The organism is Enterococcus sp. SMC-9, from assembly GCF_021011285.1.
Taxonomy (GTDB): domain Bacteria; phylum Bacillota; class Bacilli; order Lactobacillales; family Enterococcaceae; genus Enterococcus_C; species Enterococcus_C montenegrensis.
The window spans coordinates 21785-35402 of the sequence record NZ_JAILYE010000008.1 but is presented as its reverse complement, the minus strand read 5'-3'; the positions used below and the strand labels follow the sequence as shown (position 1 = coordinate 35402).

At 38.5% G+C, this 13618-nt stretch carries 23 protein-coding genes and 1 pseudogene; 22 read left to right on the top strand and 2 right to left on the bottom strand.

From position 1 onward, the window contains the following. Positions 1 to 22 precede the first annotated feature (22 nt). The 6 genes from K4422_RS12565 (at position 23) to K4422_RS12540 (ending at position 2767) form a co-directional block, all read left to right on the top strand. Complete coding sequence (locus K4422_RS12565; RefSeq protein ID WP_230711400.1) at positions 23 to 832, top strand: replisome organizer; 810 nt, start codon at positions 23 to 25, stop codon at positions 830 to 832. Next, positions 829 to 1314 (top strand): single-stranded DNA-binding protein, encoded by a 486-nt coding sequence (ssb, locus tag K4422_RS12560; protein WP_230711344.1) that lies wholly within the window; start codon positions 829 to 831, stop codon positions 1312 to 1314. Before K4422_RS12565 ends, ssb begins: the two co-directional genes overlap by 4 nt. A gap of 11 nt (positions 1315 to 1325) precedes the next feature. Beyond that, entirely contained in the window at positions 1326 to 1832 is a 507-nt protein-coding gene (locus tag K4422_RS12555; protein ID WP_230711343.1) for a hypothetical protein, read from the top strand. 63 nt (positions 1833 to 1895) lie between these two features. Next, complete coding sequence (locus tag K4422_RS12550) at positions 1896 to 2123, top strand: hypothetical protein (RefSeq protein WP_230711342.1); 228 nt, start codon at positions 1896 to 1898, stop codon at positions 2121 to 2123. Between the two features lie 132 nt (positions 2124 to 2255). Then, on the top strand, positions 2256 to 2486 hold the full coding sequence (locus tag K4422_RS12545; protein WP_230711341.1) for a hypothetical protein: 231 nt from the start codon (positions 2256 to 2258) through the stop codon (positions 2484 to 2486). A 68-nt stretch (positions 2487 to 2554) separates the two neighbouring features. Next, the gene (locus K4422_RS12540; RefSeq protein ID WP_230711340.1) at positions 2555 to 2767 is read left to right on the top strand and encodes a hypothetical protein; all 213 of its coding nucleotides are present in this window, start codon (positions 2555 to 2557) and stop codon (positions 2765 to 2767) included. Between the two features lie 165 nt (positions 2768 to 2932). Here the strand turns inward: K4422_RS12540 and K4422_RS12535 are convergent, their stop codons facing one another. Continuing rightward, positions 2933 to 3052, bottom strand: a complete 120-nt coding sequence (locus tag K4422_RS12535) for a DUF3955 domain-containing protein (protein WP_230711339.1) — start codon at positions 3050 to 3052, stop codon at positions 2933 to 2935. 236 nt (positions 3053 to 3288) lie between these two features. On the opposite strand from K4422_RS12535, the gene K4422_RS12530 reads away from it, so the two are divergent. The 7 genes from K4422_RS12530 (at position 3289) to K4422_RS12500 (ending at position 5697) form a co-directional block, all read left to right on the top strand. Then, positions 3289 to 3501, top strand: coding sequence for a hypothetical protein (locus tag K4422_RS12530; protein ID WP_230711338.1), 213 nt, complete (start codon positions 3289 to 3291; stop codon positions 3499 to 3501). A gap of 10 nt (positions 3502 to 3511) precedes the next feature. Beyond that, a complete protein-coding gene (locus K4422_RS12525) occupies positions 3512 to 4021 on the top strand; it encodes a DUF1642 domain-containing protein (protein ID WP_230711337.1) in 510 nt (169 codons plus the stop codon). Continuing rightward, the gene (locus K4422_RS12520; RefSeq protein ID WP_230711336.1) at positions 4018 to 4224 is read left to right on the top strand and encodes a hypothetical protein; all 207 of its coding nucleotides are present in this window, start codon (positions 4018 to 4020) and stop codon (positions 4222 to 4224) included. The genes K4422_RS12525 and K4422_RS12520 overlap by 4 nt, the downstream gene beginning before the upstream one ends. Beyond that, positions 4221 to 4448: a hypothetical protein gene (locus tag K4422_RS12515; RefSeq protein WP_230711335.1), complete on the top strand. Its 228-nt coding sequence runs from the start codon at positions 4221 to 4223 to the stop codon at positions 4446 to 4448. The genes K4422_RS12520 and K4422_RS12515 overlap by 4 nt, the downstream gene beginning before the upstream one ends. After that, positions 4445 to 4840 (top strand): hypothetical protein, encoded by a 396-nt coding sequence (locus tag K4422_RS12510; RefSeq protein ID WP_230711334.1) that lies wholly within the window; start codon positions 4445 to 4447, stop codon positions 4838 to 4840. Before K4422_RS12515 ends, K4422_RS12510 begins: the two co-directional genes overlap by 4 nt. Continuing rightward, positions 4840 to 5064, top strand: a complete 225-nt coding sequence (locus K4422_RS12505; RefSeq protein ID WP_230711333.1) for a hypothetical protein — start codon at positions 4840 to 4842, stop codon at positions 5062 to 5064. Before K4422_RS12510 ends, K4422_RS12505 begins: the two co-directional genes overlap by 1 nt. A 120-nt stretch (positions 5065 to 5184) precedes the next feature. Beyond that, the gene (locus K4422_RS12500) at positions 5185 to 5697 is read left to right on the top strand and encodes a hypothetical protein (RefSeq protein WP_230711399.1); all 513 of its coding nucleotides are present in this window, start codon (positions 5185 to 5187) and stop codon (positions 5695 to 5697) included. Between the two features lie 147 nt (positions 5698 to 5844). Here K4422_RS12500 and K4422_RS12495 read toward each other — a convergent pair whose 3' ends face one another. Continuing rightward, on the bottom strand, positions 5845 to 6072 hold the full coding sequence (locus K4422_RS12495; protein WP_230711332.1) for a hypothetical protein: 228 nt from the start codon (positions 6070 to 6072) through the stop codon (positions 5845 to 5847). Positions 6073 to 6407: 335 nt separating this feature from the next. Here K4422_RS12495 and K4422_RS12490 point away from each other — a divergent pair, with 335 nt between their 5' ends. The 9 genes and pseudogenes from K4422_RS12490 (at position 6408) to K4422_RS12450 (ending at position 13611) form a co-directional block, all read left to right on the top strand. Next, positions 6408 to 6992 carry a helix-turn-helix domain-containing protein gene (locus K4422_RS12490; RefSeq protein WP_230711331.1) on the top strand — a complete coding sequence of 195 codons (585 nt, stop codon included), beginning with the start codon at positions 6408 to 6410 and terminating at the stop codon, positions 6990 to 6992. Further along, positions 6985 to 8373 carry a phage terminase large subunit gene (gene terL, locus K4422_RS12485; RefSeq protein WP_230711330.1) on the top strand — a complete coding sequence of 463 codons (1389 nt, stop codon included), beginning with the start codon at positions 6985 to 6987 and terminating at the stop codon, positions 8371 to 8373. The genes K4422_RS12490 and terL overlap by 8 nt, the downstream gene beginning before the upstream one ends. A gap of 11 nt (positions 8374 to 8384) precedes the next feature. Next, positions 8385 to 9836: pseudogene (locus K4422_RS12480) on the top strand (phage portal protein); the annotation flags it as partial. After that, a complete protein-coding gene (locus K4422_RS12475; protein WP_230711328.1) occupies positions 9832 to 11715 on the top strand; it encodes a phage head morphogenesis protein in 1884 nt (627 codons plus the stop codon). The pseudogene K4422_RS12480 and the gene K4422_RS12475, both read left to right, overlap by 5 nt. 13 nt (positions 11716 to 11728) lie before the next feature. Next, positions 11729 to 11941, top strand: a complete 213-nt coding sequence (locus K4422_RS12470) for a hypothetical protein (RefSeq protein WP_230711327.1) — start codon at positions 11729 to 11731, stop codon at positions 11939 to 11941. Positions 11942 to 12112: 171 nt separating this feature from the next. Continuing rightward, positions 12113 to 12310, top strand: a complete 198-nt coding sequence (locus K4422_RS12465) for a hypothetical protein (protein ID WP_230711326.1) — start codon at positions 12113 to 12115, stop codon at positions 12308 to 12310. A 3-nt stretch (positions 12311 to 12313) separates the two neighbouring features. After that, positions 12314 to 12592: a hypothetical protein gene (locus K4422_RS12460; protein WP_230711325.1), complete on the top strand. Its 279-nt coding sequence runs from the start codon at positions 12314 to 12316 to the stop codon at positions 12590 to 12592. Next, positions 12592 to 12855: a DUF6275 family protein gene (locus K4422_RS12455; protein ID WP_230711324.1), complete on the top strand. Its 264-nt coding sequence runs from the start codon at positions 12592 to 12594 to the stop codon at positions 12853 to 12855. Before K4422_RS12460 ends, K4422_RS12455 begins: the two co-directional genes overlap by 1 nt. A 141-nt stretch (positions 12856 to 12996) precedes the next feature. Continuing rightward, the gene (locus tag K4422_RS12450) at positions 12997 to 13611 is read left to right on the top strand and encodes a capsid assembly scaffolding protein Gp46 family protein (protein ID WP_230711323.1); all 615 of its coding nucleotides are present in this window, start codon (positions 12997 to 12999) and stop codon (positions 13609 to 13611) included. Positions 13612 to 13618: the final 7 nt, after the last annotated feature.

Sequence of the window (13618 nt, the reverse complement as noted above, 5' to 3'; positions counted from 1 at the left end):
GGATAACGTGGCAGAACGTAGAATGTTCGCAAAAACAATAATAGACAGCGACGCCTTTCTGGATATGCCGCTTTCATCACAAGCCTTATACTTTCATCTTTCTATGAGAGCAGATGATGAGGGATTTATAAATAATCCCCGAAAAATACAGCGCATGATTGGCTCGTCAGATGACGATTTGCGAATTTTAATGGCTAAGAATTTTATTTTAGCTTTTGAAAGTGGCGTGATTGTAATAAAGCATTGGAAAATTCATAACTACATCCGAAACGACAGATTTAAACCTACGATGTATCAAGACGAAAAGGCGCTACTAAGCGAAAAAGATAACAAATCATACTCTCTAGATGATGTTGGTATACCAAACGACAACCAACTGTCATACCAAATGGATACACAGGTTAGGTTAGGTAAGGATAGGTTAGGTAAGGTTAGAGATAGAAAAGATGTTACGCCTTCGGAGAACACTCCGAAAGCTAAACCTATTCGCCATAAATATGGGGCATATAAAAATGTCTTATTAAGTGACGAAGATATGGCGAAAGTAAAAAACGAATTTTCAAGTGACTACGAAGACAGAATAGAGCGACTTTCTGAATATATGGCATCGACAGGTAAAGGTTACAAGAATCATTTGGCAACAATCAGAAACTGGTCTAAAAGAGATCGTGCTCAACCGGCTGCACCTAAGAAGAGCTGGCAAGCGCCAGTGAAGCAAGAAACAATGCCAAATTGGCAAGAACAACAACCGAAGAGTGACCCATCAAGAAAATCTGAAATAGAAAAAATGATGGAAGAATTCTTTACAGATAACGAGGAGGAAAACAGATGATTAATAATACAGTTTTGGTTGGGCGTCTAACTAAAGACCCTGACCTCAAATATACAGCAAACGGTCAAGCAGTCGCGACCTTTACTTTAGCAGTAAATCGTAATTTCACGAACCAAAGCGGTGAGCGCGAAGCTGATTTTATCAATTGCGTAATCTGGCGTAAACCAGCCGAAACATTAGCGAATTATGCCCGCAAAGGAACGCTGCTAGGTGTTACCGGACGCATTCAAACGCGGAATTATGAAAATCAACAAGGACAACGCGTGTACGTTACAGAAGTGGTTGCCGAGAATTTCCAACTGTTAGAGAGCAAAAATAGCAATTCTAGCCAAAATACGAGCAATATGAGCGTTCCGAAAGTGCAGACGAATAATTACACTCAAAACCAACAGAACGCTTCACAGGCTAATTTAGGGCTAAATCCTATGGATGATTTTAGTGGTACGACAATCGACATCAGCGATGACGATTTGCCATTCTGAGGTGGCAGCATATGACAATTACTGAACAAAAACGACAGATAGCCATTACGCAAGGGCAGGTTTTGGATAGTGATTTGACCGAAGAAGAGAAAGAAATAAAGCTTCGGGCGCTAACAAATGAGTTCAATCGTCTTAAACGGATAAGTGAGAAGTCAAAAAAATCAAAAGATAACACAGATATACACGTAAGCGACAAAGTATCAATGTCTGTGCGATTAACAGATATCGATACAGGAAACGAATATTTTTTCAATACAAAAGCGAATGCAGCGTTATTTGTGGGAATGAGTCCAAGTAAATTTTATAAACAAGGGACAAAAAAAGATATCGTTGCCGGATACAAAGTTGAACAACGAGATAGAAAATATCGTTACCAAAGAAAAGATATTTGTGTTGAGGGAACAATTCATGAAATTGCAAAACAGATAGGTGTTAGCGAGAACTATCTTTACACGGTTCGCAGTAAACCGGAAGGTAATGTAAAGCTAGTTGAAATTAACCGTTGGGAGGTTGAGTGAATGTTTGAAGTCGATAAAGTTTACAAATTAACAGACGCACACCCGCCCGCATTTGGAAAAGCTGTGAAAGTGACTACACATGATATCTGGAATGAGATTTGGGAAGACGATGAAAAAGTCACGCTTGCATGGGGTGACTGGTACCAATGGAATGACACGGATGTCTATTGCATTCATAGTGTCGGCTTCGAAACACGCAGACTAGTTCCGGCGACACAAGAAGAAATTGAGATATACGAAAAGAAAGTCATGGAGTATCAATCGGAGGTGCCAAATGATACCGAAGTTTAGAGCGTGGGATAAAGAGCAAGAAATTTGGATTAATATCGCTAACTTAAATTTTGACGAATTTAAAGAATTCACTGCTCAACCATACGACGTACACATTAGGAAATTGCAAAGTAACCGCAAAGGAGTGAGAAAATGGCACAAAGACAAAAAGCAAAAAGTGATGAATGGTATACGCCAGAATATGCAGTTATTCCAATTTTGGAGTATTTAAAACCTAATTCAACAATATGGTGCCCATTCGATTTACCACATTCTAACTATGTAAAAGTCTTGAATGAGGGGGGCATAAGGTTATCCATTCTCATATCTTTGAAGGAAAAGATTTTTTTAATACAGATATACCTAATTGCGATTACATCATAAGTAATCCACCGTATAGCACTAAAGATGATGTTTTAGAAAGGCTAATTAATATTGGCAAACCATTTGCAATGTTGATGAACGTTTCTGGTTTGTACGATAGCAAAAAGCGTTTTGAACTTCTAAAAGATTTTCCAATTGAAGTTTTATATCTCTATCCAAGAGTTGATTTTTTTACAAATGATGACCGAGATAAGAAATCAAATCCTACGTATCAGAGCAGCTATGTCTGCAAAGATATCTTACCGACGCAAATTGCTGCAGCTAAAATAAAAAAAAGTTAGCAACAATTAGAGGCAGCAGACCACTCGCTGCCTCACAGTGAACAATGTGCTTGTTTTCCGCCAAACACAGCTAAATTGTAGCAGGATTTTGAGAGATTGACTATTTAATGAGCTGAAAACAGATAAAACTGGATTATATGAAAAAACGACCTTTCGGCCGTTCGTTTAACTAGCTTTATTCAATTTTGATTTTTTTCGTAATAAATAATAGATTGCTGTGAAGAATGAAGTACCGAATGATAAATAACCAAGCGGAATGCAGAAAAATGCCGGTTCAACCAACATACCATTTGCGTCAAGATGAGAACCAACAATCGCGGAAGTATGAAGAAAGCCACGCCTATAATAAAAAATAAAATAGAAATGCTATATTTTTTCATAAGTATTTCCTCCTTGTTTTTGTATTATAGATGAAAAATTTTAAGAAAGAGTAATGTTATGAAAAATTTAGAAACTGGGGCAAACAATTATTCGCGTGAACAGTTTCCGTTTTGGAAAATACTAGGAGGAGGAAAAGCAGCATGGATAAACTAGAAGAATTGATTGAAAAAGTCAGTATAGATATTGAATTTAAAATGAAAAATAATCAAATGCAACCGATTGATGAATCCGTACTTTCCTATATTTCAGTGTATCGAAGAGGGTCGAAACTTGCATCTAAGATAGCTAAGCAATGGCTAAAACTATTTTTCGTAAATGCTGGTTATGTTGAAAGGTTAAGAGATTTGAAATAGGAGGAAAACAATGAATAAACAAGAATTGATTGAAAGGATTGCATTACAACAACCTGCGGTTTGGCTTAACGATAGTTGGACACTAGGTTTCAACAGTATGAAAGAAATTGCGCTTGATTTAGCTAAAGAACTTGATGAACCTGTAAAACCAGAAGTTCCCCAGTTTGTGGCAGACTGGTTTGAATCAAACAAGGATGATTTAGAACAAGCGTTGTATGAAACAACAATTGAAATTTCAGAGAAAGGTACAAAGAACGAATTTGAGGATTGGTTTATTGACGGTTCAACTGATTCATACGAAATTCTAACTCGAATGAAATACGGCTACACCGTCAAGCAGGAACCAAAGTGGATAGTTAAAACGAGCGACGGATATTGGGTTAATAGTATTACATCGAATCTACACAATAGTAAGGTGATAGATTTTAGTGATAACAAACGACCATCATTGATTTTCCTAGATAAAAAAACAGCAGAAGCGGTAGCCACATTGATTGATGGTGAGGTGGAGGAGGTATGACATATTATGCGCTGAAATCACATGTTGGTGCTTATATTAAAAGTGTTAAAGTCACAGGACACTTGCAACTTACTGAGAATCTGACAATTGACATCGTATCAGAACGCAGAGAGCTGCTAGACAAGTTAGCTCAAGTTTGGAATGAGAGCGCCAGATACCCTATTGAAGTAGTGGAAGTTGACTTAGAGGAGGTAGCGGAATGAGCGGTCGGCAACAAGTTATTAAAATCGGCAGATATTACTACGTTGAAGATTACAATGCCAAGACAAGTTTAGCTTTGAATTTAAATATTCAAAATGCAAGATGGTTTGATTCTTCTTTAAAGCATCACACAGATAAAATGGATAGTATCTGTTCGGATTATGGTGGTGTGATTTGTGATTTAATCGACGAATTACAGGGCAAAGCGATGGAGGACACTGAATGAAAGAGCAAGTCAAAGCATGGATCGAAGATAAGAGACTCACTGCTGATAGTTATGACAGCCTCATGATAGGTGTGATCTATAATTCTGGTCACCATATATTAGACGACCCAGACGTCAGAAAATGGATTGAGATGCACCCAGACGAACTTAGGGAAATGTTGCCGTTTAGGTTCAATGCGAATCAGCAGACAGTGCTGGAGTGGTTTAAAAATAGATACATTGACTACAACGAGCGCCTGTCGACTATCATATATTTTCTGACTGTCCATTACCCATACGGCACTGACGAGCATTTAAGTGTTAAGCGCATTTTCCGGAAATTAAGCAAACAGGAAGAAGCGCAAGTCCTACAAGCATTTGCTAATTGGGCTTTAGAACAGGAGGGAAAATGATGAGAGAAATAGTATTAAGCGACGCTGATATTCAAAGTATCATTAACGGACGTGATGTAATCAAACAAAGCGGTGAGACAAAAATAAAGATTCGCCAAAGCTATTTAAAGGATGCAGCAATGCCAGTAATTAAGGATAGATATAACATCGCTGATTCCGTGACGGAAGAACACTTAAAAAACTTTCGAGCAAGTATACAAAATACATTTAGACCGGGGGCTTAGTAATGATTATCAAAATGATAGTAGGAGCGTTGTTTTTCTTAATGACGTTATTATTAGGATATTTGTTAGGTGAGCGTTCGGCTAAAGAAGATAAATAGGAGCGGAGGCAGGTAATTGGAAGTGCAAATTAATGAATTGTCAGAAAAACAACTAGATGAATTAGCTCAAAAAATAGTGGTATCGATTCGCAAAGATAGAGAACAAGAAAAGAAACTATTTAAAAAAAGAGCTTTTCATAATGCGAAACTTCTAATGTCGAATTATCATAAGTTAAAAGCTCATAGTAGGGCTGTTGAAGAACATGTTGAAGAAGTGCAAGGTTCTTTCTGGGAACATAAGTGGTTAAACTTAGATATTCTTATGCAGAATAAAGCGAAATCGGTGAAATTGATGAAACATGTAGACATCTGCCTGAAAGCTTATGAGCAAATGTGCAAATCTTCAAATAAACCTGAAGACAGGAGAAAATGGCGAATCATTAACAAGAGGTATATTGACGTACCTTTATTAAGCGAAGATAAATTGGCAGAACAGCTTCATGTGGATCGTTCGACAGTAAATCGCAACTGTAATGAGGCGTTAACTGATTTATCCGTTATATTATTTGGCATTGATATGATTAATGATTGGTAACATATGCACAAAACGTGCACACATGTACCACAATTAAAGGTATATAATAGTATTATCAAAGAAGCGGGAAACAGACGGAACACTACTCACGTGGGATTTCCTCCTGAAATCAATTCTTAAATGATGGCGTCTGGTTTCCCGTTTTTGTCACTGTGGCGGAAGTAGAAGACGCATGAGAGTCCGGGGATATTGCTTATGCAATAACATATGGTGAAAGTCCATATCGGTTGATAGTAGACAGCCGCCACACGCCGGATCAAAACTATCGTGAGTGGGGCAGTGCCACTCCAGTGACATTGGGAGGACTTCACAGCATTGCGCAATGCGTGGAGTATCTGACCCAAATTGTGGGATTGATACGGTACTCTGAGCCATCAGGTGCTGAGCTTGTCTAGCAGGTACCGTCAGGACAAGTCAATCTCATAAAGTGGTGCCAAAGAAACATCGGGACATAAGCGCCCACAATAGCAACTGAGGGCGAGGTGTGGCGTCCGAAGTACAAGGACAAGGAGACAGCCCAGATCACGGCGATGTCTGTGTAGGTTGCTTAACATTAAGTTGGACTTGTCAGAGACACGGCAAGTTGCCTGCGTAAGGCTTTGTCACACGAGTTTGCCACGACTGGGGGCGGTAGTCTGGTCCAGTGTCTGTACATAGAGATCACTCATGATGAGTGGTCTTTTTAATTTGAAAAGAAAGCAGGTGAGATCGTGGCTAGGGGTAAATATCAAGAGTGGTTAACAGATGAAGGGTTAATAAAAATTGAAGGTTGGGCCCGTGACGGTCTCACTGATGAACAAATATCTGAAAATATGGGAATTGCACCTAAAACCTTGTATCGTTGGAAAGATAATTATAGTCAGATTTGTCAGGCCTTAAAAAAGGGGAAAGAAGTAGTAGACCGTCAAGTTGAAAATGCGCTTTTTAAAAGAGCAATCGGTTATGAATATACTGAGCGGACAGCGAAAGTTGTAGACAGAGACAGAGATGTAGTTGAAAGCGAGCGTCGAGAATTTGAAAATCGTTATAAACTTGATCACCCAGAAGCTGATTTGCAAGAAGTTAAAGATGCTGCAATAAAGGCGGTTCCTACACGTGAACGCATTGTATTTCTGGAGGTTGATAAACAAGTAGCGCCAGACACAGGAGCTGCTGCCTTTTGGCTTAAGAATCGAAAACCTGACGTGTGGCGTGATAAAAAGGAAACCGAACTTTCCGGGAATTTGGGAATAAGTAACCCATATGCTGGCCTAACCGAAGATGAACTCCGAAAGTTGGCTTCTAGAGATGGATAAGATTGCTTTAGGTGCAAAATTAGAATTATCACGCCGTTTCTTTTGGGACTACTGTCAGACTACAGCGGAAACGTTCTATAAGCCAAATCGTTTATTCCTAAAAGACCTATGTAATGAATTGCAAGGTTTCCTTTCAGATGATGAGCATGATGTACTTATTATTAATGAGCCACCGCGACATGGAAAATCAAGAACTGGCGGGAAGTTCGTTGAGTGGGTCTTAGGGAACGATCAGTCTAAAAAAATCATGACAGGGTCATACAACGAGACACTATCGACTACGTTTTCAAAAGGTGTTCGTAATGCAATTCAAGAAATTAAAGCAGATGAGAAACGAATCGTCTTTAGCGATATATTTCCCAACGTGACAATCAAGCAAGGTGACGGAGCCATGAATTTGTGGAGTCTCCAAAATGGCTATAATAATTATCTGGCCACATCTCCAACGGGTACCGCTACTGGTTTTGGTGCAGACATCATTGTGATTGATGATCTAATTAAAAACGCGGAAGAGGCTAATAACGCAATGGTACTGGAAAAACACTGGGATTGGTTTATCAACACAATGCTATCCAGACTTGAAACAGGTGGCAAAATTATTATTATCATGACTCGTTGGCATAGTGATGACTTAGCGGGAAGAGCATTGAGAGAGCTGCCATTGTCTGGGTATCGTGTCAAACATATTAATATGCAGGCTTATAACGAAGAATCAGACATAATGTTATGCGATGAAATTCTTTCGAAAAAAGAGTACCTTCGTAAAACAAAAACGATGGGTGCTGACATTGCTGCAGCAAACTATCAGCAAACACCCATCGACATCAAAGGGCGATTGTATCGAGAATTCCGAACCTATGACGGCCGCAGCGACTACCGGAAAATCTGGCAATACTGCGATACAGCAGATACTGGTGCCGATTATCTCTGTTCAGTTGTGTTTGGGGAATTGGCTGACGGAAGCGGTGATGTAGATGTGTTAGATGTCATCTATACACAGGAGCCAATGGAATACACGGAAGTGGCTGTAGCAAATCAAATAATTAATCAGAACGTCAACCATAGCCGCATTGAGCGGAATAATGGTGGGCGTTCTTTTGCTCGTGCCGTTAAAGATAAGATTGCTGGCAAGTGTGCAGCGGCTATTGAGGATTTTTATCAATCAGCAAACAAGCAAGCGCGGATATATTCTAATAGCGCTTGGATTGAGCAACATGTGAGAATGCCAGCAGATTGGCGTACACGGTGGCCGGAATATTACCAAGCGATGACCAGTTATCAGCGTGAAGGTAAAAACAAGCATGATGATGCACCGGATGCTACTACGGGTATTGCTGAGACCATAGCAAGTGGAGATGAGTTTGAATTTGTTGCTTATTAGGAGGTGTAATTTTGATTAATTCGGAAATATCGTTAAAAAAATATAAACGGTTGAGAGTAAAATATGCTACACAAATCAAAGATGATATGTTCAATCCCAATGGATTCGTTGAAGACATGAAGCCATTTTTTGATGATCGTGAAAGAAAGTATCTTGCTTACACTAGCGAGAAAAACGAAATTGACGACCGGAAAAAACCAGATACGAAAATCATCAAGGTGAATAATAAAATCCACGGTGGTATGTATAACATCGTAGTAGATCAAGCAGTGAACCATTTTGTCGGGATTCCTATCAAATGGGATTATGACGTGTCTGAGCAAAAACGAACCTTAGTTCAAAAATTGAGAGATAAATTGGTTGGCAATCAAATTTCTACACCATCTGTCCCAAAAGAATTTGACACGCTAGTCAATCAAATCAGCCAAATGAGATTTCCAATGCTCGACCCCGATACCGCTACTTTTCAAGGTGCCTGCGGTGTGGCGTTTCGACTATTGGAGCCTAGCAAACAAAAAGATAAATGGGAGCTGTGGGCATCTAACATAGAGCCGTGGAAAGCCGAGAAATATGAAAATGGTGCTGTGTATATCCAAGATAAATACGATAGCCTTCAAAAGAAATATTACGAAGAATTAAAGTTGGTGACAGAATCAAAGATTATTACCTACGCTAGATATGTTGATGGTGTGGCACAAGATTTTGGTAAGTTTAAGTTTTTAGATGAAGTGGGAAACCCGTTAGGAATCATTAATCTTTCGGAGTTTAAAAATAATACGAACCGTTATTGTGATTTTGAAGTTGCTGAGGAAATCAGTGATGCAATTGATCGTGTGCTATCTGATCAACAGAACGAAATTGAACAATTCAAGCTTGCATATATGCTGATTACTGGTGCAGATATTAATGAAGACAAAGCAAAACGCATGATGGAGCAATTAGGTATTATTAATCTACGTGATCCACAAGCGAAAGCTGGATATGTCACAAAAGACTTGCAAAAAGATTTTAACGAGTATCATTTTAACCTGTTGAAAAAACAGTTCTACACAATCTGTAAAGCAATCGATTTTAACGATGAGGTGTTTAAGTCTAATAGCTCTGGGGAGGCCAGAAAATGGCAAATTATCAGCTTGGAAGCCAAGACAAACACCAAAGAACAGTATTTTAGAGAAGGATTAAAAGAATGTGCTGAAACAATGGCAGCATTTATGAGATTCGCGGAAAAAGTCGATATCGATCCAAATAAAATCATATTTACATTCTCACGTTCTTTGCCAACGGATTTAGGCTATCTTGCCGAGGCATTGCCTAAACTAGCGCCTTATGTGTCTAAACGAACGATTCAAAGCCAAATTCCGTTTGTCAGTGATGTAGACTACGAAAATGAAATGATGGACGTAGAATCTAATCAGTCTTATCCGGATAGTGAGTATTCTGCTAAAGCCGGTGGTAGCGATGAGTAACTGGTCAATAAAATATTGGGAAAAACGTCGCGAATTAGAAGATTTAGCCAGGCTAAAAATGGAAAACGATACGACTAGACTTTTACAAGATATCTTTCCAGAAGCGTTAAAGAATATACAAGCCAAATTGCTATCTCAAGCCGATTTACATGATATGACGCAAGCGGAATTGTTAGCGGATTATAGCAAGCGAGATCAAGAAAAATACAGAAAGTATATTGATCAAAACTATCAAGAGTTGATGAGCTCAGATGCAAAATATCAAGAATTCATTGATGAATACTTCCCACCGTACGATTACGCTAAAGTCAACAGACTACTCCAAATGCGAACTGACATTTTTAACGAATTAGCTTCAGCTATGATTAAAAAAGATGCGACTGGTAAGTTTAATAATCGACTAGAAGATATTGTGAATCGAACTTACAACTCAAATGCAAATGCATTAGGCTATCTTTTAGGTGGAGATGTATCACCACTGCCAAAAGCAGAATTAGACGCAATTATGAACTATCCTTGGTCGGGTAAGACGTTTTCTAACCGACTGTGGGGTAATGTGTCTAAGTTGGAACAAAACCTTTCTAAAGCTGTAACGAACGCTATTGCGAGTGGCGAAGGATTAGCAGAGTCCCTCAAAACAACGCGAGGAAATTCTGAAATAGCAGATATGTTTAAACTAGAAAGTAGTAAGTTTGATAATGCTATTGAGAATTTAGTACGAACTGAATACTCTCATTTTGCTGTCGAAGGAATTAAAGCATCTTTTAAAGCAACCGGCGTTCCTGCTGGCCAAGTTTTTACCGCAGAAGATGAGCGTGTTTGTAGTATCTGTGGTAAAAAACACAAACAAGTTGTTGAGGAGGGGGATGAACCTCCCTATCATGGCCGTTGTCGCTGTACACTAATGCCTAAGATGCCAGAATTGGACAATGAAGCAATTGATGCTGAGTATGAAGCGTTGTTTGGTGATATGCTAGATGAATTCGCTAGTAATAAATGGGGCGTGAAACTTAACCGCCTCAAAAATGCAGATTCTGGTAAAACGGGGTATAATAAGAGTGAAGATAGTGCCAAAAATTATCAAAAAGTAGCACGTCTTTTGGAAAACGATGACGCTATACGTCAACGTGCAAAAGCCGAAATTCAGCTTAAAAGGCAATATGACGAAATGTATAATCAATACACGAAGATTAGAAAGTCTGGCAAATTTGATGAAACGCTTCGTGTTCAAATACAAGTTAAATATAAAGAGTTAGCTGAACTTCAAAAAAATAACGCTCACTTGAATGCCGCTGCAGTAAAAGAAATTCTTGGGCAATACAGATCGATGGGATTGAGAAATCTTGACATAAGTTCTCACTTTACTAAGCCAAAATCAAAATATGCAAAATTCATGAGAGATGTTTACGACCACTATCCTACTGATTGGATAAAGAATTCTATCGAATATGGTCAACTAGATGTAGGAAAAGCGAAACGTGGATATTATTTGCATTCAAAAGTCGGGCCAAGTGAGTTAAGACTGTCTAATAGTTCTGGCCAAAGAAATCAGTTTAGAACTGCTCTTCATGAAATGGCCCACCGTCAAGAACATATCAATAAATTATTATTAGACGCTGAAAAAGATTTCTACGAGATGAGAACAAAAGGCGAAGACTTGAAGCGTCTCAAAGATATTTTCCCAGGTATTGGCTATAGAGCTAGTGAAGTGACAAGAGTGGATAACTTTAATAGTCCTTATATGGGTAAAGATTACGGTGGAAGAGCTTATGAATTAATGTCAATGGGTCTAGATACTCTTTATACTCGGCCGTTAGATTTGATGAATGATAAAGAAATGTTTGAATGGGTTATTGAAATGTTGTTAACTAAATAAGGGGGTGATGATATTGGAAACGGGCAAAGAAAACTACATCAAAGCAGAAATGGCTTATTTAAAAAAGTTTGGTAATGATAGTTTGGATCGTGTGCTCTTATGTGATCCAGTCAACATCACTGATGAAGAACTTCAGGAAACTGCTGACATTCTAGAAAAAGCAATCAGAGAGGAACAACCCCTCGAACAGATTGAACCAGAAATCTGGAGTCAAATGGTTTTTTAAGCACTTAGTCATGAAAAAATGATTGAGTGCTATTTTTGTACCCAAAATCGAAGGGGGTCTAGATTATGTCAGAAAAACAGAATAGTCACTGGAACCCAATGACTCTTAAAGAGATTGTTGGGCTTTTTGTATTGCCAATAAAGAAACCACCAGACGTAAAGGAGTTTAAAAATGAATGCTTATAAGGTAACAGCCAGTCATGCTTTTGACCGTTGGCGTGATTTTACATTTGTTTATGCACAATCAAAACAGCAAGCACTATTACAAGCGCTAAACGAGTTTGATTTACCAGAATTAGCAAACGATAAAATTATTATCACAGTAAGCCAAGAAAGTTCTTGGTCCAAAAATAAAAAAAGTAGGAGGTAAGGTATGAAGGATTTTTGTGAAGCAGTATTAAGAATTCAAGTTTCTAGAGATGTAGTAGATGTCTATAAGCGAGCCCTTGAAACCGAGAATTATCCCACAGGATTACGTGACCAGTGGAATGGCGTGTATGTGTACGTAGATATTATGCAAGGTTCGAACAAAGAATCTATACTCATGATTCAACTGTTATCTCATACGCCTCATTGCTTGAAGCAAGTCGTTGAATGGTATGAACGGGTTGGATGTGAAGTTTTAAGGGTGGACTATAAGGAGGGAAAATAATGCAGCATGAGAAATTTATTGAAAAATGTGTAGAATTAGTTCTTGAACGTGAAAATCGTGGACGTAATCCTGAAGAATACACTATGACAAAAAAAGAGGATGTATTTGTTGTTTGGAGTTGTAAGGCACTACAAAATAGCAAAGCGATATTATCTACAAAATTAAAAGGTGCCTTAATGTACGAAATTACTTTGAATGGCGATAAAAAGGAAATCTATGTTGATGCTTATTCCAAGAAATTAAACGAATGCATTAAAGTCTAGAGTTACTAGGCTTTTTATTTTGTCCGAAATGACATAAAACTAGCGCAATGCCGGGCCTTTTGGAATGGCGGGGCGCAAACAATAAAACTCAAAGCAATGCGGGGCGCGTAAGCGAATCGTGGGGCGAAAGGAGAAATATTAATGCTAAACATGAATTTACAATTTTTTGCTGACGAAGGAAATGAAGGCGATCAAACGCCAAAGTTTTCATTTGATGATTTTAAAAGTTTTGCTGAATCGAATGAAGATGCACAGAAGTTTTTGCAGTCCCAAAGTCAGTCTGCTGCGGATAAGCAACTGGAATCATGGAAACAAAATAACCTTGATAAAATCAAACAGGACACGATCAAAGCATATGAAGAATCAAAAAAGAATAAATCACCAGAACAGCAGCAATTGGAAAAACTGCAAGCAGAATTTGAAGCTGAAAAAGCCTTGCGAGTAACTAGTGACAACAAAGCGTTTGTTGCTGAACAAATTGCTGGATTGGAACTTGAAGGCGATTTAAAAGAATCTGTGTCGCAGTTCATGCTGAATAATTTAGTTAGTGCAGATACGGACTTCACCAAAAAGGCTGTAGAAGGTTTTACCAGCGTTTTGAGTGCAATCAATGAAAAACATGCAGACGCGCTAAAAGAGCTCCAAATGAGCAACGCATACGGAGCGAAACAGCAGCAAGGAAATCAACAACAATCAGATACACAGACTAAAAATCCAGAAGAGTTATTGAGTCAGATTTTAAAACCACTTAATTAAATGGAGG